Source organism: Pseudomonas lyxosi, from assembly GCF_047758685.1.
GTDB lineage: Bacteria > Pseudomonadota > Gammaproteobacteria > Pseudomonadales > Pseudomonadaceae > Aquipseudomonas > Aquipseudomonas lyxosi.
On sequence record NZ_CP180481.1, the window covers coordinates 3,038,884 to 3,057,712 of the forward strand.

At 56.1% G+C, this 18,829-nt stretch carries 12 protein-coding genes, 1 tRNA gene and 3 rRNA genes; 11 read left to right on the plus strand and 5 right to left on the minus strand.

Annotation, left to right across the window (positions count from 1 at the left end):
• Positions 1-73 precede the first annotated feature (73 nt).
• Positions 74-400 carry an Arc family DNA-binding protein gene (locus ACMXYI_RS13960; RefSeq protein WP_003178899.1) on the minus strand — a complete coding sequence of 109 codons (327 nt, stop codon included), beginning with the start codon at positions 398-400 and terminating at the stop codon, positions 74-76.
• A 110-nt stretch (positions 401-510) separates the two neighbouring features.
• Between ACMXYI_RS13960 and ACMXYI_RS13965 the strand changes: the two genes are divergently transcribed.
• Together ACMXYI_RS13965 and phnN are read left to right on the plus strand one after the other, a co-directional pair.
• The gene (locus tag ACMXYI_RS13965) at positions 511-666 is read left to right on the plus strand and encodes a hypothetical protein (protein WP_415757533.1); all 156 of its coding nucleotides are present in this window, start codon (positions 511-513) and stop codon (positions 664-666) included.
• A gap of 120 nt (positions 667-786) precedes the next feature.
• Positions 787-1,359, plus strand: a complete 573-nt coding sequence (gene phnN, locus ACMXYI_RS13970; RefSeq protein ID WP_415773637.1) for a phosphonate metabolism protein/1,5-bisphosphokinase (PRPP-forming) PhnN — start codon at positions 787-789, stop codon at positions 1,357-1,359.
• Here the strand turns inward: phnN and ACMXYI_RS13975 are convergent.
• A complete protein-coding gene (locus tag ACMXYI_RS13975; protein WP_056741414.1) occupies positions 1,334-1,513 on the minus strand; it encodes a PA3371 family protein in 180 nt (59 codons plus the stop codon). The genes phnN and ACMXYI_RS13975 overlap by 26 nt on opposite strands.
• Before the next feature lie 22 nt (positions 1,514-1,535).
• Positions 1,536-1,769, minus strand: a complete 234-nt coding sequence (locus ACMXYI_RS13980) for a hypothetical protein (RefSeq protein ID WP_415773638.1) — start codon at positions 1,767-1,769, stop codon at positions 1,536-1,538.
• Between the two features lie 291 nt (positions 1,770-2,060).
• Here ACMXYI_RS13980 and ACMXYI_RS13985 point away from each other — a divergent pair.
• From ACMXYI_RS13985 to ACMXYI_RS14005, 5 genes are all read left to right on the plus strand, one after another.
• Positions 2,061-2,137 (plus strand) — tRNA-Arg (locus ACMXYI_RS13985).
• Between the two features lie 626 nt (positions 2,138-2,763).
• A 16S ribosomal RNA gene (locus ACMXYI_RS13990) occupies positions 2,764-4,302 on the plus strand.
• A 317-nt stretch (positions 4,303-4,619) separates the two neighbouring features.
• Positions 4,620-7,511: ribosomal RNA gene (locus ACMXYI_RS13995) — 23S ribosomal RNA — on the plus strand.
• 156 nt (positions 7,512-7,667) lie between these two features.
• Positions 7,668-7,783 (plus strand): 5S ribosomal RNA (gene rrf / locus ACMXYI_RS14000).
• The 16S, 23S and 5S rRNA genes sit together here, the layout of an rRNA operon.
• A gap of 155 nt (positions 7,784-7,938) precedes the next feature.
• The gene (locus ACMXYI_RS14005) at positions 7,939-8,478 is read left to right on the plus strand and encodes a hypothetical protein (protein ID WP_415773639.1); all 540 of its coding nucleotides are present in this window, start codon (positions 7,939-7,941) and stop codon (positions 8,476-8,478) included.
• Between the two features lie 13 nt (positions 8,479-8,491).
• Here ACMXYI_RS14005 and ACMXYI_RS14010 read toward each other — a convergent pair whose 3' ends face one another.
• Positions 8,492-12,622: a CheR family methyltransferase gene (locus ACMXYI_RS14010; protein WP_415773897.1), complete on the minus strand. Its 4,131-nt coding sequence runs from the start codon at positions 12,620-12,622 to the stop codon at positions 8,492-8,494.
• A gap of 202 nt (positions 12,623-12,824) precedes the next feature.
• Between ACMXYI_RS14010 and ACMXYI_RS14015 the strand changes: the two genes are divergently transcribed.
• The 4 genes from ACMXYI_RS14015 (at position 12,825) to ACMXYI_RS14030 (ending at position 18,003) form a co-directional block, all read left to right on the plus strand.
• Positions 12,825-14,429, plus strand: a complete 1,605-nt coding sequence (locus ACMXYI_RS14015) for a response regulator (RefSeq protein WP_415773640.1) — start codon at positions 12,825-12,827, stop codon at positions 14,427-14,429.
• Positions 14,426-15,118: a sensor histidine kinase gene (locus ACMXYI_RS14020; RefSeq protein WP_415773641.1), complete on the plus strand. Its 693-nt coding sequence runs from the start codon at positions 14,426-14,428 to the stop codon at positions 15,116-15,118. The genes ACMXYI_RS14015 and ACMXYI_RS14020 overlap by 4 nt, the downstream gene beginning before the upstream one ends.
• A 202-nt stretch (positions 15,119-15,320) precedes the next feature.
• Positions 15,321-16,562 carry a glutamine synthetase family protein gene (locus tag ACMXYI_RS14025; RefSeq protein ID WP_415773898.1) on the plus strand — a complete coding sequence of 414 codons (1,242 nt, stop codon included), beginning with the start codon at positions 15,321-15,323 and terminating at the stop codon, positions 16,560-16,562.
• 70 nt (positions 16,563-16,632) lie between these two features.
• Complete coding sequence (locus tag ACMXYI_RS14030; protein ID WP_415773642.1) at positions 16,633-18,003, plus strand: MFS transporter; 1,371 nt, start codon at positions 16,633-16,635, stop codon at positions 18,001-18,003.
• A gap of 78 nt (positions 18,004-18,081) precedes the next feature.
• Here ACMXYI_RS14030 and ACMXYI_RS14035 read toward each other — a convergent pair whose 3' ends face one another.
• On the minus strand, positions 18,082-18,828 hold the full coding sequence (locus ACMXYI_RS14035) for a flagellar brake protein (protein ID WP_415773643.1): 747 nt from the start codon (positions 18,826-18,828) through the stop codon (positions 18,082-18,084).
• Position 18,829 lies beyond the last annotated feature (1 nt).

Sequence of the window (18,829 nt, forward strand, 5' to 3'; positions counted from 1 at the left end):
GGCGGGTTTTTTATGCCTGAATTTCAGGCAAAAAAAAGCCAGCGATTAAGCTGGCTTGAGCTTTCGGATGAAATCAGGAAGCGTCTGCGGCCATTTCGGCATCATGCGCAATCAGCGAAACAAGAGCGTTCTGCTGACGGTGGGAGAGTTGGCGGAAGCGTTGCAGCAGTTCACGTTCGTGCAATGACAGCTCCGGGCTGTCCAGGCGCATGCTCAATTCTTCGCCCAGCGCGCCTTCCTGAATAAGGCTTTGCTCAAGGCGCGCGATGATTTCGGAGTTCATGCTGCGATGATGATTGCGAGCCACCTCGGCAATGCGTTCACGCATTCCGTCTGGCAGACGTACGACGAACTTGTCAGCCGTACGGCTGGAATAAATTGCCTGTTTCAATGGGCGCATATATTTAACCGGTTAGTTCAGGGGAGCGGTTCTCGGGATTGGCCGCAGGATGTCTGATAGGACAAGCGGTCTGGCCAAATGTTCAACCTGAATTGATAGAGGCTCGCATCATGCCTCAAAGTAGCCAGTTCATTGGCGTCAATTCTGTGACAAATATTGAACTGGATAAAGGCGTTATGCCAGCACCAATTATCAGAAATGCGGACTGGTTTGAAAAGTTTGCTCAGGTCCGTATTACTGACCGCATCCTCTTGCCCGGCAGGTGATGTCCCGGGACGCCTGAAGGCGCATGCTGTGCAGATTCGATCAGTGTTCCTTACTTGTACAGAATAGTGGCAATTGGCCGATTTACTAGGGGAAAACATGCAGTGCGAGGTGATTTCAAGATGGATGGCAGGCTGATTTACTTGATGGGGCCTTCTGGGTCCGGCAAGGACAGCCTCATCGAAGCCGCTCGAGAGCCGTTGCGGACGCTCAATTGTGAAGTGGTGCGTAGGGTCATCACACGGTCGGCCGAATCAGTGGGCGAAGATGCGATTGGTGTTTCGCGGGAAGAGTTCGAGCAACACAGGGTCGAGGGCGATTTCGCGCTGTGCTGGAACGCCAATGGCCTGGATTACGGTATTCCGATCGAAATAGATCATTGGCTCAGTGAAGGTCGGCATGTCTTGGTCAACGGCTCTCGCGGCCATCTGGCTCAGACGCTGCATCGGTATCCAACGCTGTTGCCGGTTCTTTTGACGGTCAAGGATGAAGTCCTGCGAGAGCGCCTGCTGCGCCGTGGTCGCGAAAGTTTTGCTGAGATTGAAGCGAGGCTGCACCGCAATGGGTTATTCACGGCAGAGGGTTCAAATGGAGACGCGCGGATCCATCGGCTCGACAATTCAGGCGAACTGTCCGCCACAGTTGCCAATTTGCTGGACCTGTTGAGGGTTAACGCAGTACCGGATCGAACTTGATCTTGCGCCCGGCAATCAGTGCCAGCACAAACAGCGCACCGAACACGCCGCTGGCGATCAAAGGCAGGGTAAGGACCGTATCCTGGACCACTGACAGATGAAGAATGCCGCTCAGTAAGGCGAGGATGAAAAAACCTGCGGCTGATTTGGACATGCGGTGCTCCTGATGGGGTGATTCAAAATACTAAACGTTCTGAAGACTGGGCCGGCAGCAGAATGCCTTCCTGGCTCACCTCTTGGCTGACAAAGCTGTGCTGATCGCTCATTACCGCCAGTTGAGGTGTTCTTTGCACCTGAAGGTAATGAGGCATGCGTTGAGCAATCGGCTCAACACCGCTCTCGGGGACAAAATGAAAGCCCAACAGAATCGCCAGAGCGATCGCGATCGAGAGTAAAAGGGCGCTGTTCATGAGGCTTGCCTCCGTTGTTCTTCGAGAACAGCTAAAGCAGCCCGCATGCCAAGAGTCTATCGGCAATTAAATCCTTTAAAAACAACGAATTAAGATATTTTATCGAAATGCCTGCATTGCATTTTGCAATGATGGCTTTTTGCGGCGATGCAATTTGCACGGTAAACAAAGCCACCTCTTGCGAGGCGTCTGCCTACACTTAAAAAGCCCAACGGACGACATGACAAAAGCAGGCCTGCCCGTTAACATGCACGCCGTCTATCGCGCCGCGTTTCTTCGTGGTCGATCTGTGTCTCAGTAGCTCAATTGGATAGAGCATCCCCCTCCTAAGGGGAAGGTTGGCAGTTCGAACCTGCCCTGGGACACCATATAATTCAAGGCCTCTAGAAATTCATGGCCCCTCCGATAAACCCTCATGGGGGCAGGGAGGGCGCAAACGGATTGCTTCAGGCATAAAAAGCCCCGCTCAGATAAATATCTGGCGGGGCTTTTTCGTGACCGTTCCTTCATATTAAGGAAAGGTATGGATATGCTGATGGGTTCGCTCTGGCCACAATTGCGTCTGCCAGGGGGGCAGTGCTGTTGACCCAAAGCTGACGCTCGCCAAGGGCTGAATTCGACCTAGGCACTTTGGTAAGGAAAAGAATTTTCAGGCGGGGGTTGACCACGTATTTTAATCCTGTACTATTCGCCTCCCGCTAACGAGCAGCTTGAAGCTGGTCTTGGCCTAAGTGATTGATTTTATTAATAAAATCAGAAGCTTTTAAGGTTGCTACTTGAGGATGTGTGCTGTAGAGTGCGCACCTCGGTTGAGACGAAGCTCTTAACCAACCGCTCTTTAACAACTGAATCAAGCAATTCGTGTGGGTGCTTGTGGAGTCAGACTGATAGTCAACAAGATTATCAGCATCACAAGTTACTCCGCGAGAAATCAAAGATGTAACCAACGATTGCTGAGCCAAGTTTAGGGTTTCTTAAAAACCCAAAGATGTTTGAACTGAAGAGTTTGATCATGGCTCAGATTGAACGCTGGCGGCAGGCCTAACACATGCAAGTCGAGCGGCAGCACGGGTACTTGTACCTGGTGGCGAGCGGCGGACGGGTGAGTAATGCCTAGGAATCTGCCTGGTAGTGGGGGATAACGCTCGGAAACGGACGCTAATACCGCATACGTCCTACGGGAGAAAGCAGGGGACCTTCGGGCCTTGCGCTATCAGATGAGCCTAGGTCGGATTAGCTAGTTGGTGAGGTAATGGCTCACCAAGGCGACGATCCGTAACTGGTCTGAGAGGATGATCAGTCACACTGGAACTGAGACACGGTCCAGACTCCTACGGGAGGCAGCAGTGGGGAATATTGGACAATGGGCGAAAGCCTGATCCAGCCATGCCGCGTGTGTGAAGAAGGTCTTCGGATTGTAAAGCACTTTAAGTTGGGAGGAAGGGCATTAACCTAATACGTTGGTGTCTTGACGTTACCGACAGAATAAGCACCGGCTAACTCTGTGCCAGCAGCCGCGGTAATACAGAGGGTGCAAGCGTTAATCGGAATTACTGGGCGTAAAGCGCGCGTAGGTGGTTTGTTAAGTTGGATGTGAAATCCCCGGGCTCAACCTGGGAACTGCATTCAAAACTGACAAGCTAGAGTATGGTAGAGGGTGGTGGAATTTCCTGTGTAGCGGTGAAATGCGTAGATATAGGAAGGAACACCAGTGGCGAAGGCGACCACCTGGACTGATACTGACACTGAGGTGCGAAAGCGTGGGGAGCAAACAGGATTAGATACCCTGGTAGTCCACGCCGTAAACGATGTCAACTAGCCGTTGGGAGCCTTGAGCTCTTAGTGGCGCAGCTAACGCATTAAGTTGACCGCCTGGGGAGTACGGCCGCAAGGTTAAAACTCAAATGAATTGACGGGGGCCCGCACAAGCGGTGGAGCATGTGGTTTAATTCGAAGCAACGCGAAGAACCTTACCAGGCCTTGACATCCAATGAACTTTCCAGAGATGGATTGGTGCCTTCGGGAACATTGAGACAGGTGCTGCATGGCTGTCGTCAGCTCGTGTCGTGAGATGTTGGGTTAAGTCCCGTAACGAGCGCAACCCTTGTCCTTAGTTACCAGCACGTCATGGTGGGCACTCTAAGGAGACTGCCGGTGACAAACCGGAGGAAGGTGGGGATGACGTCAAGTCATCATGGCCCTTACGGCCTGGGCTACACACGTGCTACAATGGTCGGTACAGAGGGTTGCCAAGCCGCGAGGTGGAGCTAATCCCAGAAAACCGATCGTAGTCCGGATCGCAGTCTGCAACTCGACTGCGTGAAGTCGGAATCGCTAGTAATCGCGAATCAGAATGTCGCGGTGAATACGTTCCCGGGCCTTGTACACACCGCCCGTCACACCATGGGAGTGGGTTGCACCAGAAGTAGCTAGTCTAACCTTCGGGAGGACGGTTACCACGGTGTGATTCATGACTGGGGTGAAGTCGTAACAAGGTAGCCGTAGGGGAACCTGCGGCTGGATCACCTCCTTAATCGACGACATCAGCTGCTCCATAAGCTCCCACACGAATTGCTTGATTCATTGAAGAAGACGATAAGCCAGCCTCTAGGGTGGCTTGTGTCGTTAGAGTTTAGAAATGAATTTCGAAAATGAATATTGATTTCTAGTCTTTGGATTAGATCGTTCTTTAAAAATTTGGGTATGTGATAGAAAGATAGACTGAACAACACTTTCACTGGTGTTGGATCAGGCTAAGGTAAAATTTGTGAGTAGCTCTTAATTGAGCAAGCATGCGAATTTTCGGCGAATGTCGTCTTCACAGTATAACCAGATTGCTTGGGGTTATATGGTCAAGTGAAGAAGCGCATACGGTGGATGCCTTGGCAGTCAGAGGCGATGAAAGACGTGGTAGCCTGCGAAAAGCTTCGGGGAGTCGGCAAACAGACTTTGATCCGGAGATGTCTGAATGGGGGAACCCAGCCATCATAAGATGGTTATCTTAAGCTGAATACATAGGCTTAAGAGGCGAACCAGGGGAACTGAAACATCTAAGTACCCTGAGGAAAAGAAATCAACCGAGATTCCCTTAGTAGTGGCGAGCGAACGGGGACTAGCCCTTAAGTGGCTTTGAGATTAGCGGAACGTTCTGGAAAGTACGGCCATAGTGGGTGATAGCCCTGTACGCGAAAATCTCTTAGTCATGAAATCGAGTAGGACGGAGCACGAGAAACTTTGTCTGAATATGGGGGGACCATCCTCCAAGGCTAAATACTACTGACTGACCGATAGTGAACTAGTACCGTGAGGGAAAGGCGAAAAGAACCCCGGAGAGGGGAGTGAAATAGATCCTGAAACCGTATGCGTACAAGCAGTGGGAGCCCACTTTGTTGGGTGACTGCGTACCTTTTGTATAATGGGTCAGCGACTTATTTTCAGTGGCGAGCTTAACCGAATAGGGGAGGCGTAGCGAAAGCGAGTCTTAATAGGGCGTCTAGTCGCTGGGAATAGACCCGAAACCGGGCGATCTATCCATGGGCAGGTTGAAGGTTGGGTAACACTAACTGGAGGACCGAACCGACTACCGTTGAAAAGTTAGCGGATGACCTGTGGATCGGAGTGAAAGGCTAATCAAGCTCGGAGATAGCTGGTTCTCCTCGAAAGCTATTTAGGTAGCGCCTCATGTATCACTGTAGGGGGTAGAGCACTGTTTCGGCTAGGGGGTCATCCCGACTTACCAAACCGATGCAAACTCCGAATACCTACAAGTGCCGAGCATGGGAGACACACGGCGGGTGCTAACGTCCGTCGTGAAAAGGGAAACAACCCAGACCGTCAGCTAAGGTCCCAAAGTTATGGTTAAGTGGGAAACGATGTGGGAAGGCTTAGACAGCTAGGAGGTTGGCTTAGAAGCAGCCACCCTTTAAAGAAAGCGTAATAGCTCACTAGTCGAGTCGGCCTGCGCGGAAGATGTAACGGGGCTCAAACCATACACCGAAGCTACGGGTATCACTTAGGTGATGCGGTAGAGGAGCGTTCTGTAAGCCTGTGAAGGTGAGTTGAGAAGCTTGCTGGAGGTATCAGAAGTGCGAATGCTGACATGAGTAACGACAATGGGTGTGAAAAACACCCACGCCGAAAGACCAAGGTTTCCTGCGCAACGTTAATCGACGCAGGGTTAGTCGGTCCCTAAGGCGAGGCTGAAAAGCGTAGTCGATGGAAAACAGGTTAATATTCCTGTACTTCTGGTTATTGCGATGGAGGGACGGAGAAGGCTAGGCCAGCTTGGCGTTGGTTGTCCAAGTTTAAGGTGGTAGGCTGGAATCTTAGGTAAATCCGGGATTCTAAGGCCGAGAGCTGATGACGAGTTACCCTTTGGGTGACGAAGTGGTTGATGCCATGCTTCCAAGAAAAGCTTCTAAGCTTCAGGTAACCAGGAACCGTACCCCAAACCGACACAGGTGGTTGGGTAGAGAATACCAAGGCGCTTGAGAGAACTCGGGTGAAGGAACTAGGCAAAATGGCACCGTAACTTCGGGAGAAGGTGCGCCGGTGAGGGTGAAGCATTTACTGCGTAAGCCCATGCCGGTCGAAGATACCAGGCCGCTGCGACTGTTTATTAAAAACACAGCACTCTGCAAACACGAAAGTGGACGTATAGGGTGTGACGCCTGCCCGGTGCCGGAAGGTTAATTGATGGGGTTAGCTAACGCGAAGCTCTTGATCGAAGCCCCGGTAAACGGCGGCCGTAACTATAACGGTCCTAAGGTAGCGAAATTCCTTGTCGGGTAAGTTCCGACCTGCACGAATGGCGTAACGATGGCGGCGCTGTCTCCACCCGAGACTCAGTGAAATTGAAATCGCTGTGAAGATGCAGTGTATCCGCGGCTAGACGGAAAGACCCCGTGAACCTTTACTATAGCTTTGCACTGGACTTTGAATTTGCTTGTGTAGGATAGGTGGGAGGCTTTGAAGCGTGGACGCCAGTTCGCGTGGAGCCAACCTTGAAATACCACCCTGGCAACTTTGAGGTTCTAACTCAGGTCCGTTATCCGGATCGAGGACAGTGTATGGTGGGTAGTTTGACTGGGGCGGTCTCCTCCTAAAGAGTAACGGAGGAGTACGAAGGTGCGCTCAGACCGGTCGGAAATCGGTCGTAGAGTATAAAGGCAAAAGCGCGCTTGACTGCGAGACAGACACGTCGAGCAGGTACGAAAGTAGGTCTTAGTGATCCGGTGGTTCTGTATGGAAGGGCCATCGCTCAACGGATAAAAGGTACTCCGGGGATAACAGGCTGATACCGCCCAAGAGTTCATATCGACGGCGGTGTTTGGCACCTCGATGTCGGCTCATCACATCCTGGGGCTGAAGCCGGTCCCAAGGGTATGGCTGTTCGCCATTTAAAGTGGTACGCGAGCTGGGTTTAGAACGTCGTGAGACAGTTCGGTCCCTATCTGCCGTGGACGTTTGAGATTTGAGAGGGGCTGCTCCTAGTACGAGAGGACCGGAGTGGACGAACCTCTGGTGTTCCGGTTGTCACGCCAGTGGCATTGCCGGGTAGCTATGTTCGGAATAGATAACCGCTGAAAGCATCTAAGCGGGAAACTAGCCTCAAGATGAGATCTCACTGGGACCTTGAGTCCCCTGAAGGGCCGTCGAAGACTACGACGTTGATAGGTTGGGTGTGTAAGCGCTGTGAGGCGTTGAGCTAACCAATACTAATTGCCCGTGAGGCTTGACCATATAACACCCAAGCAATTTGCTGACCTGAAGAGGCACCAGATTGCGGTGTGTGAAGACGACAGCAGTCGAAAATTCGCAAGGCAACACACAAATCTATCACCTACCCATTCGCTGGAGCGTGAACCTGCAAAGGCCCACGACCTGGCTACCGAATTTCTTGACGACCATAGAGCATTGGAACCACCTGATCCCATCCCGAACTCAGCAGTGAAACGATGCATCGCCGATGGTAGTGTGGGGTTTCCCCATGTGAGAGTAGGTCATCGTCAAGATTAAATTCCGAAACCCCTATCTGCGTATGCAGGTAGGGGTTTTGTTTTGCCCGCAGGAAAGTTCGCACAGCATTACCGGACGGCTCCCGACGATCTACATGGAAAGTCTGTCATTGCTGTGCCTTACTCCAGACACAACTCATGGAGCGACGTCGATGCGGCGTAGAGGCACAAAATTCTGGTTATGGACCAACACGCAGTTACCCCTCCATACGCATGAAGAGGTGCTTAGCAATGGCCTGCACATCGAGGTGCAGGCACGGGTCAGTCATGAGGGGGTTACCCAGGTATTTATAGGCGTCTACGGCACCGATGGCTGGGCTGTTTGCGAGGAGTTTCATGACCGGCACGCCGGTGAGCATTACTGCGCGGCGTTGAAGTGGGGTTCTCAGCGGGCGCGGGAGATTGTCGCGGACACCCAGGAGTTCGTCGCGCCGCACCGGGTGCAGTTGACTTTGAGTCCGGTGATTACCGATGAGTCGGAACTGGCCCTGCGGCGGATGGAAATGACCGAGCGCGAGTCTTTGAAACTCAGGTCCGACGATGCCTGGTCGGAGTACATGGCTGCGAAGGCAGCCATGCTGGCGCTGATGCGCTCAACCAAAGTCGACCCCAAGGTCTGGGCTGATCACAAAGATCGGCTCAGGCAGGCCATCGATCGACGAGCCTGCGTACAACGCGCCTATCTGCGCTGACTCTGTCTCAGGTCTAGGAGCGTCGCAGAGCCTCAATGGTTTCGATCAGCTCATCGTAGGACACCGGTTTTCCAATGTGCTGGTCAAAGCCCGATTGCTGTGACTTTTGAATGTCGCTGTGGGCGCCATACCCGGTCAGCGCAATGGCCGGCACATCTTTGACGAGCGGCAACTGACGCAATGCGTTTATCAGCTCGTGGCCGTTCATGACCGGCATACCCAAGTCAGAAATGATCAGGTCGAAACGGGTGCTTTTTGCGGCGTCCAAAGCCGCCGCCGGACGGTCGAACGCAATCACTTGTGCGTCTTCCATTTCAAGCAGCATCTTCAAGGTTTCCAGCACGTCGGCGGAGTCGTCGACCAGCAGGATTGTCAAACCGCTCAGCCGGCCAGAGGCTTCTTCGACCTGGGTCAGGGATTGAGCTTCACCGTTGGTCTGGGCCATTGGCAGATAAATCGTGAAGGTACAACCTGCTCCCACCCCGGCAGAGTTCACCTCAACCGTTCCCCGTTGGGCCTCGGTCAACTGGCGGACCAGTGACAAGCCGATCCCCAGCCCTTCACGGTTGTGGGTGGTGTGCTGCTTTTCAGCCTGACCGAACAGATCGAACACGTGATCGAGGTTCTCGGTCGCGATGCCGACACCGTTGTCTTTGACGTCCAGTCGCACCATGTTTCCAACCTGGCTGGCGATCAATTGCACGCGGCCATTGGAGGGCGTGAATTTCAGCGCGTTATTCACCAGGTTCCAGATGATTTGTTCCAGGCGTGTCGGGTCGGCGTGGACCATCAAGGCGCCTGAAGGCACGTGCAGCTCGACGGTGGCGTCGTGTCGGTCGTTGAGCACGACGGCGTGAATATCGCGCAACACACCGGCCAGATCCACGGCGATTGGTTTCAGTTTGAGTTTGCCAGTACGGACCCGAGCGACATCCAGCAGATCATCGATGATCCGTGCCTGGCTGTTGACGGCGTCGCAGATGGTGTTGACGGCCTTGGCGGCCGGCGCCACCGATTTGGTCACCGGCAAGCGACGCAGCAGTTCTGCATTGAGTTGAATCAGGTTCAACGGATGCTTGAGTTCGTGGGACATGACCGCGAAGAACTCATCCTTGAGGTAATTGGTGTTGCGCGTTTCCGCCAGTTGTTGGCTCTGCTCTTCATGCTGGCGTTTATGGCCGGTCAGGTCGCGCGCGATCTTGACGTAGCCTCTGAGATTGTCGCCGCTGAGCAAGGTCACCTCGCCGCTGCAAAAGAAGCGGCTGCCGTCCTTGCGCAGATGCCAGCGCTCATCTTCGCTGCGGCCATGGGTGCGCACTGACAACAGTTCGTTTTCAGGTACGCCGGATGCACGATCTTCAGGCGAGAAAATGAAGTCGTAATAGGCGCCCTCGGCTTCGGCCTTGCTGTAGCCGAAAATCAACTCGGCACCTTTGTTCCAGGTGGTGATCACGCCCTGCTCATCGAGGGTGATGATGGCGTAGTCGCGAGTGCTTTCAGCGACCAGGCGCATGCGTTCTTCGCCCAGTCGCAGCTCTTCTTCAGCGGCTCGACGTTTGGTGATGTCGATGAACGTCAGCACGGTGCCGTCGATGTGGTCTTCATTGGAGCGATAGGGCAGCAGGCGGGCGATGTACCAGCGGTTGTCGGTGCTGCTGACTTCGCGTTCGATCATGTTCAGCGATTCGAACACCTGAGCTGCGTCTCCCACCAGATCCTCATAATGCAGGCGATGGGTAATGTCGAGCAAGGAGCGCCCGGTATCGACCGGCAACATGCTGAAGATGTCAGTGGCGCGCGGGGTGAACCACTTGATACGCATGCTGCGGTCGACAAACACCGTGGCGATGTCGGTGGAGGCAATCAGGTTGGTCAGGTAGTCGTTGATCTTGTCGGTTTCTTCGACTTTGGTTTTCAGCTCGTAGTTGACCGTCAGCAGCTCTTCGTTGATCGACTGCAGCTCTTCCTTGCTGGTCTCCAGTTCTTCGGTGGCCGAGCGCAGTTCTTCGTTGATCGCCTGCATTTCTTCGTTGGAAGCCTTGAGCTCTTCGCTGGAGACTTCCGATTGTTCGATGGTGTCCTGCAAGTGCAGCTTGGTGCGTTGCAGTTCGCGCTCAAGGTTGGACAGCACCTGGCTTTCGGTCTGTAGCGTGGTGGTGGCCGCTCGCTCGGAAGGGTCGACCTCCACTTCCTCGAAAATCACCAGGATGTATTCGCCGTCCGATTCTTCATCCTTGTAGGGATGCGCGACCAGATCAATCAGGTAACTGCGCTCATCACGCTTGATCGGCACTTCGCGGGACTTGACCGGCAGGTCGCTCTGCTGGACCTGGAACAGCGTGGTGCGGATTTCCAGGCGCAGTTCCGGAAGAATCAGCGTCAGCAAGTTACGCGACAATTCACCGCCGACATGGCGCAAGAAACGCCCGGCACTCTCGCTCATGTGCAGGATGTCGGCGTTGGCATCGACGATCACGCTCGGTGGTGCGGACTGTTCGAGGGCGCGTTGATGGATATCGCCAAATGACAGTTTGCGCGGCGCGCTGCTTTGCGGGGCCTGTTGGGAAATGTTGGTCCGCACATAACCCCCACGCGGCATGGTCGGTGTGCGCCGACTGTTGGCCGTGCCGGTTTTGGCGCGAAAGATCCGGTTGCGTTTATCCGCCGGGGCGAACAGTTCGTGGCACGCGTCCGCGCTCTCGGAAGAGCCGAGGAACAAGAAGCCGCCGGGACGCAGGGCAAAGTGGAACATCTGGAGAATTTCGCGTTGCACTTCGCGATCCAGATAGATCAGCAGGTTGCGGCAAACAATCAGATCGATCTGCGAGAAGGGCGGGTCGGACAACAGGCTGTGTTTGGCGAACAAGACCTTTTCGCGGATTTCCTTGCGGATCCGATAATGATCGTCTTCCTTGATGAAGTAGTGGCGCAGCCGCGAGGGTGGCACATCGGTGATGATCGCTTGTGGATACAGACCGGCTCGGCCGACGCTGATGGCGCGTTCGTCGATGTCGGTGGCGAACAGCTGCATCGACGCCGCGCTGGCATCCAGTTGCAATTGATCATTGAGCAGCATTGCCAGACTGTAGGCTTCTTCACCCGTGGAGCAGCCCGCGGACCAGACCCGGATTTCTTCTTTCTCGGGTTGCGCGGACACGACAGCGCTGACCAATTGCGGCACGACATCCCGTTCGAGGGCTTCGAAAGCCTCTCTGTCACGGAAGAAGTTGGTCACGCCGATCAGCATGTCGCCCAGCAGCGCCTTGGTTTCTTCGGGGTTGGCTTGCAGATACTGGTAATAGGCGCTCAGGTCCGGCTGGCCGGTGACCTGCATGCGGCGTTCGATCCGGCGCAACACGGTGGCGCGTTTGTAGTGCTTGAAGTCATGGCCGGTACCGGTGCGCAACTGAATCAGGACGTCGCGCAGCACTTGTTCGGCAAGCGCCGCGTCACGCTCGGACACCGCAGCAATGGTTTGCAGTTCCGGATCGTTGGCGGTGGGCAAACAGATTTCCCTGGAATTGCGCCAAAGCTCCAGAAGCTTTTGCGGCATTTCCACCACGGGCAGCACCAGGTCAACCATGCGGGTTTCGATGGCGGCGCAAGGCATGCCATCGAATTCGGCGTCTTCCGGTGCCTGGGCCAGTGTGATGCCACCTTGTTCCTTGATCCGTGACAAGCCAACCGCGCCGTCCGAACCGGTGCCCGACAACACCAGGCAAAAGGCGCGCTCGCGGTGCACATCGGCCAGGTCGCGGAAGAACAGATCGATGGACGCGTGGCGACCTTCGCGCGGGTCTGTGGCGCTGACCTCCAGAAAGCCATCGTTCATTGCCAGCCGTTGCGCCGGTGAAATGACGTACACCCGGTTTTTCTCGATGGCCACCGTTTCGGTCACCTGCAGAACCGGCATCTTGGTCGATTCCTGGATGATCTTGTCAGCGATGCTCTGGTGATCGGGTGACAGATGGAGAATGATCACGAACGCCATGCCATTGTCTTGAGGCATGTTTTCAAAGAACAGTTTGATCGCTTGCAACCCGCCCGCCGACGCACCAATGCCCACCACCGGAAAGTCCAGGGTGCTGGGGCGCAGGGCCTTTCGCTCAGGAGCAGGGGCCGAGTGCTTGGGAGTGGTGGTCATACCGTTGCCTTTGGCGAGGGGAAACGCCTCGAATTCAAGTGGGGTGTTGGTGCGCTCTAACAAGTCAGGATAATCCTGTTTTTTGATAACACCTTCAAATATTTAGCTCGTACTAAACGGCATGACTTCTCAAGGGAACGCCACTACTGGCCGATAACCCGAACAGTCATGGTCTTCTTCTTAAATTGCCTGGAAATCTTCGATGCTGTCGTATCACCAAAAGCGTTTTTTGATCGTCGATGATTTCTCGGATTTCCGCAGTTCCGTCAGGTCCATGCTGCGCGAGCTGGGCGTCAAGGATGTCGACACCGCCGACACCGGTGAACAGGCGCTGCGTATGTGTTCGCAGAAGGCCTACGATTTCATCCTGCAGGACTTTCACCTGGGCGATGGCAAGAAGAACGGTCAGCAGGTGCTTGAAGACCTGATGATCGAGAAGCTGATCAGCCATGAGGCCGTGTTCGTCATGGTCACCGCCGAGACCAGTCAGGCGATGGTGCTCAGTGCGTTGGAACACGAACCCGATGCGTACCTGACCAAACCGTTCAACCGTTCCGGCCTGGCTCAACGCCTGGAGCGGCTGGAGCAACGCAAGACCTTGCTCAAGCCGATTCTGCAGGCCCTTGACCGGGGCAAACCGGTTGAAGTGCTCAATGCCTGCATCGCCCTGTGCAAGCAAGACATCCGCTACTCGCCGTTGTGCCTGCGCTACCGCGCCGATGCCTTGCGCGACCTGAATCAGAACGAGGCGCTGGAGCGTCTGTACGACAGCATCATTGCTGATCGGCCTTTGCCGTGGGCGTTTGCCGGTCTGGGCAAATTGCTGTTCAAACGTGGCCAGGTCGGTCAGGCCAAAGGCGTCTACGAAAAAGCCCTGAAAGTGTTCCCGATGATGCCGGCGCTCTACGACGGCATGGCCGATGTGCTGGTCGCTGAAGGCGACACCAAGGCGGCCCAGAGTGTGCTGGAAGAGGCGATCCGCTTGTCGCCGCTGGCGGTGCGCCGGCAAGCGCAGCTGGGCAAGTTGGCGATGGCCAACGAAGATTTCGACACCGCCTCCAAAGCCTATCGTCAGGCCGTGGCGCAGGGCGCGCAGTCACGTTTCAAGGATGCGGAGAGCAACCTTGGCCTGGCCCACGCCTTGATCAGTAAAGGCAGCGAAAAAGGCCTGGATACCCGGACTCGACTGGAAATCAATACGACGCTGAGTGCGGTGGCCAAGGAAAACCCTTCCGACCCGGGTCTGCAGATTCGTGCGCGATTGATGAAAGCCACCAGCCTGTTGCTCAACGATGCCGAAACTGCCGAGAAGCTCACCGAGCAGGCGATGATGCGCCTCGATGGCATGGAACAGTTCATGAGCGCCGAAGCGGCACTGCTGGTGGCCAAGCAACTGCAGATGCTCGGGCAGGCCAGCGCCGGTGCATCGATGTTGAAAAACTGCGCGGAAATCTACGGCGACGACCCGACGGTGATGAAGGGCATCGCCAAGTTGACCGACGATCCGACCATTCTCAACTCCGGCAACGCCGCTGCGGACCTCAACCGTCAGGGCGTGCGGGTCTACAAGACCGGCAACCTGGTGGAGGCGCGGCAGGTATTCCGCAAGGCTCTGGCGCTGCAACCCAAGAACATCAGTATCGCGCTGAACATGGCGCAGTCGCTGCTGCACGGCACCGACACCAGTGTCCCTTCGGCGGAGCTGGAGGAATGTCGGACGTGCCTGAAAATGGTCGGCCTGATGCCTGACACCGATGCGCGTTTTCCCCGTTATCAGAAGTTGCGAAGCAAGGCGTTTGGCGAATGAACAACAGCGAACAGGCACTCGATTTTTCCACGGTGATTGCCTCCACCGTGCACGACATGAAGAACTCCCTGGCGATGCTGATGCAGGCTCACAGCCAATGGCTGGCGCGCTTGCCGGATCCGCAGCAGCACACCCCGGAGCAGGGCGTCATCGACTTCGAGTTCGCACATCTCAATGGCATGCTGGTGCAGTTGCTGGGGCTGTACAAACTCGGCGTCAACCAGATGCCGTTGCAACCGGCCTACCATGAACTGGATGACTTCATCGAAGCGCAATTGGCCTGCCACCAGGACGTGTTCGCCAGTCGCGGCATCATGGCGACCTATGAAGTGGACCCGTTGAGCCCTCTGGGTTTCTTCGACCGCGAGCTGATTGCTTCGGTGCTGGGCAACAGCATCAACAACGCCATTCGTTACGCTCGCCACGCGGTGTTGATCAGCGTCAGCGATGAAGCCGGGCAACTGGTGCTGACCGTCAACGACGATGGCGAGGGTTATCCACCCGAGATGATCGAGCGTCAGGCCGAATACGTGCAGGGCATCAACCACAGCAGCGGAAGCACTGGCCTGGGCCTGTACTTTGCCGGGCGGATTGCCGCCCTTCATCAACGCAATGGCGTGGGCGGACGCACCGAAATCAGAAATGGCGGCCCCCTGGGCGGCGGCGTGTTCAGTCTCTATCTGCCCTGACCGGTTCTTTTTGTTGGCCGCTGCTTGATATTCCGAACAGGCGAAGCCTATTTTGTACGGGTCGCCGTTCGCGGCTCGTACAACAACAAAGGATTGCGTCATGACAACCGATGGCCATAGTTCACTCGCGGAGCGATTGACGGGCATTGATGAGATTGAATGTGTCACGCCGGATTTGAATGGCGTACCCCGTGGCAAGGTAATGACCGCCGAAGGCTTTCTCGAGGGGCGGCGTTTGCAGATGGCGCGGGGGGTGCTGCTGCAATGCATCATGGGCGGATATCCGCCTGCGCGCTTTTACGGCAGCGATGATGGCGACTTGGCGCTGGTGCCCGACCCTGCACAGATCCATCGCTTGCCGTGGAGCCAGCAGCCGCGAGCCTTGGCCATTTGCGATGCGCACGAGCTGACCGGCGAAAGCTCGTCTCTGTCGACCCGCGGTCAACTCAAAGCCGTGATCGCGCGTTACGCGGCCCTCGGCCTGGCGCCGGTGGTGGCGACCGAGCTGGAATTTTTTGTCTTCGCACCCAATACCGACCCGACTCAACCGTTCCAGCCGCCGCTGGGCCTGGACGGTCGTCGCGAGGACGGTCATTCGGCGTTCAGTGTCAGTTCCAATAATGGTTTGCGGCCGTTCTTCAGTGAAGTCTATGCATGCATGGCGGCCCTGGGCTTGCCGCGCGATACCTTCATGCACGAGATGGGCGTCAGCCAGTTTGAGATCAACTTGCTGCACGGCGATCCGCTGCTGCTGGCCGACCAGACACTCCTGTTCAAACATTTACTTAAAGAAGTCGCGCTCAAGCATGGCCTGACCGTGGTTTGCATGGCCAAGCCGCTGGCGCACACGCCGGGCAGTTCGATGCATATTCACCAGAGCATCATCGAGATCGGCAGCGGGCGTAACGTGTTCAGCGACAAGGCCGGTGAGCCGACCGCGACCTTCCGTCATTTCATCGCGGGTCAGCAGGCCGGCATGGCGGATTTCACTGCGTTATTCGCACCGAACGTGAACTCGTATCAGCGCTTGTGCCATCCGTATGCGTCGCCGAATAATGCCTGCTGGTCCCACGACAACCGTGCGGCAGGTTTGCGTATTCCTGCGAGTTCGCCCGCCGCTCGTCGGGTCGAGAACCGCTTGCCGGGGGCTGATGCAAATCCTTACCTGGCGATCGCGGCCAGCCTTGCCGCAGGGTTGTATGGCATTGAACACAAACTGGAGCCGAGCGAACCGATCCAGGGTGAATTCGAAGTGCCGGACAATCTTTCGTTGCCGTGTACCTTGCATGCTGCTCTTGAGCGTCTGAAACGTAGCCAATTGGCGAAGGAACTGTTTGGCAAGGAGTTCATCGAAGGCTACATCGCCTCGAAGACCATGGAATTGACCAGCTTCTTTGATGAAATTACTCCCTGGGAGCGCCGTGTCCTGGCAGCCCAGGCCTGACGATCCATCGTCTTCGGGCTATCTTTTCGGGTAGCCCGATTCTCACTGCAAGGAGCCGCTCGGAACGCCGATGCGCCAAATCTGGAAACCCTTTCGAGCGCTTTATTTTGCCTCGCTGATGATGTTGATCGGCTCTGGCCTGCTGAGTACTTACCTGGCCTTGCGCCTGGCTGCCGATCACGTCGACAGCCTGTGGGTCGGTGCGTTGATGGCAGCCAACTATTGCGGCCTGGTGCTGGGAGGCAAGATCGGCCACCGGCTGATTGCCCGGGTCGGGCATATTCGCGCCTATTCGGCCTGCGCCGGGATTGTCGGTGCGGCGGTGCTGGGCCATGGCCTGGTGGACTGGTTGCCTGCCTGGATCTTCCTGCGGGTCATCGTCGGCCTCGGCATGATGTGCCAATACATGGTCATCGAAAGCTGGCTCAATGAGCAGGCCGAAGCCTCGCAGCGCGGAACGGTGTTCAGCGGCTACATGATCGCCTCGTACCTGGGGCTGGTGCTGGGGCAGTTGATTCTGGTCATGCACCCGGGCCTGGGTCTTGAGCTGCTGATGCTGGTCGCCTTGTGCTTCGCGCTGTGCCTGGTGCCGGTGGCCCTGACCCGGCGGATTCACCCGGCACCGTTGCACCCGGCACCGATGGAGCCGCGGTTCTTCATCAAGCGCGTGCCGCAGTCGTTGAGCACGGTGCTGGGGGCGGGGCTGATCATTGGTTCGTTCTACGGTCTGGCACCGCTGTATGCCTCACAGCAGGGGTTGTCCACGGAGCAGGTCGGTCTGTTCATGGGTAGCTGCATTTTTGCGGGCTTGCTGGTGCAATGGCCGTTGGGCTGGCTGTCCGACCGTTATGACCGGGCGCTGTTGATCCGTTGTTTTGCGCTGGTTCTGGCGCTTACCGCGTTGCCGCTGGCAATCATGCAGCAGGTACCGCTGGAGATTTTGTTTATCACCGGGTTCTGCTGTTCGCTGGTGATGTTCTGCCTGTATCCGCTGGCGGTGGCATTCTCCAACGACCACGTCGAGGGTGATCGCCGGGTGTCCCTGACAGCGATGCTGTTGGTGACCTACGGTGTCGGCGCCAGTATCGGACCGCTGGTGGCCGGGGTGCTGATGAAGCTGTTCGGCAGCCACATGCTCTATGCCTTCTTCAGTTTCTTCGCGTTGGTGCTGGTGTGGCGGATCCGCCCGAAAGCGGTGACCAACCTGCATCAGGTCGACGATGCACCGCTGCATCACGTCGCCATGCCGGACAGTATGTCGAGTTCGCCGTTGGTGGCTTGCCTTGACCCGCGGGTCGATGAGCAGGTGGTTCAGGATCAGATGCAGAACCCGATCAACCCTGAGCCGGACCCGGAACCCGAACCAGAGCCCGAAACCGATCCGCCGCCCAAAGACCCTGACGTGGGTCGCGAACAAAGTTTTACCGAGGCCAGACCTTAAATCCGACGCATAAAAACAACGCATAAAAAAACGGGCAGTCACCGCAAGGGACTGCCCGTTTTCTATTGAAGCGTTGTATTACATGTCGTCTTTGTCGAAGCGTCGCGCTTCGCGCTGAAGCTGATAGACGAACCGCTCGACCTGCCGCTGCACCAGCCCGCTCATGTTGTGAAAGCGTACGCCGGCGAAGGTGATGGAGATCCTTTCTTCGAAGTGCAGGTAACGCAATTCGACCGGTGCCGTCATGTTGCCAAAGGGTAGGGCGGCGACGAACCGGTCATAGACCTGGCCCAGTTGCAGGCTGCCCGTGATGTCGCCTTCGAAGCGCAACTTGCAGCCGGTGGCGGAGATGTCCAATAGCTTGCCGCTGATCGGCGACTTGAGCTTTTCACCGCCCAGATCGACGTTGACCAGTTGTGCCAGCTTCAATGCTGCGCGGAATGCATTACGACGCTGGTGGTAAACCACCTCGGCGGGCAGGGCGCCACGGTAGCAGCGACCGCCACCGGATTCGTCGATGGTCAACGGGCCGTTGCTTTCCCAGGCAATACGCACGCCGTCATGAAAGCCTTCGACCTTGAACGGTTCGCCGGCGAGCAGGAAGCGTTCGCCATCGCGGGGAATCATTTCGTCCAGGGCAATCATGTTGCTGTCACGGTCAAGGTCCACCAGATAACTCTGGAAGCGCTGGCTGCGCTCATGGAACGTGATGATCAGCGGATCATGGCTGTCTTGCAGCTGGCGCAGGTTGCCGGAGATCTCCAACGGCGTGGTGAGCACCTTGGGTGGCTGCGGAGCATCTTCCGCGCTTAAGGCATTGAACACG

What these genes read in the sequence shown, in the direction of transcription:
- ACMXYI_RS13960 (WP_003178899.1), bottom strand. Translation starts at nt 400, where the DNA reads ATGCGCCCATTGAAACAGGCAATTTATTCCAGCCGTACGGCTGACAAG.
- ACMXYI_RS13965 (WP_415757533.1), top strand. Translation starts at nt 511, where the DNA reads ATGCCTCAAAGTAGCCAGTTCATTGGCGTCAATTCTGTGACAAATATT.
- phnN (WP_415773637.1), top strand. Translation starts at nt 787, where the DNA reads ATGGATGGCAGGCTGATTTACTTGATGGGGCCTTCTGGGTCCGGCAAG.
- ACMXYI_RS13975 (WP_056741414.1), bottom strand. Translation starts at nt 1,513, where the DNA reads ATGTCCAAATCAGCCGCAGGTTTTTTCATCCTCGCCTTACTGAGCGGC.
- ACMXYI_RS13980 (WP_415773638.1), bottom strand. Translation starts at nt 1,769, where the DNA reads ATGAACAGCGCCCTTTTACTCTCGATCGCGATCGCTCTGGCGATTCTG.
- ACMXYI_RS14005 (WP_415773639.1), top strand. Translation starts at nt 7,939, where the DNA reads ATGCGGCGTAGAGGCACAAAATTCTGGTTATGGACCAACACGCAGTTA.
- ACMXYI_RS14010 (WP_415773897.1), bottom strand. Translation starts at nt 12,622, where the DNA reads ATGACCACCACTCCCAAGCACTCGGCCCCTGCTCCTGAGCGAAAGGCC.
- ACMXYI_RS14015 (WP_415773640.1), top strand. Translation starts at nt 12,825, where the DNA reads ATGCTGTCGTATCACCAAAAGCGTTTTTTGATCGTCGATGATTTCTCG.
- ACMXYI_RS14020 (WP_415773641.1), top strand. Translation starts at nt 14,426, where the DNA reads ATGAACAACAGCGAACAGGCACTCGATTTTTCCACGGTGATTGCCTCC.
- ACMXYI_RS14025 (WP_415773898.1), top strand. Translation starts at nt 15,321, where the DNA reads ATGACCGCCGAAGGCTTTCTCGAGGGGCGGCGTTTGCAGATGGCGCGG.
- ACMXYI_RS14030 (WP_415773642.1), top strand. Translation starts at nt 16,633, where the DNA reads ATGCGCCAAATCTGGAAACCCTTTCGAGCGCTTTATTTTGCCTCGCTG.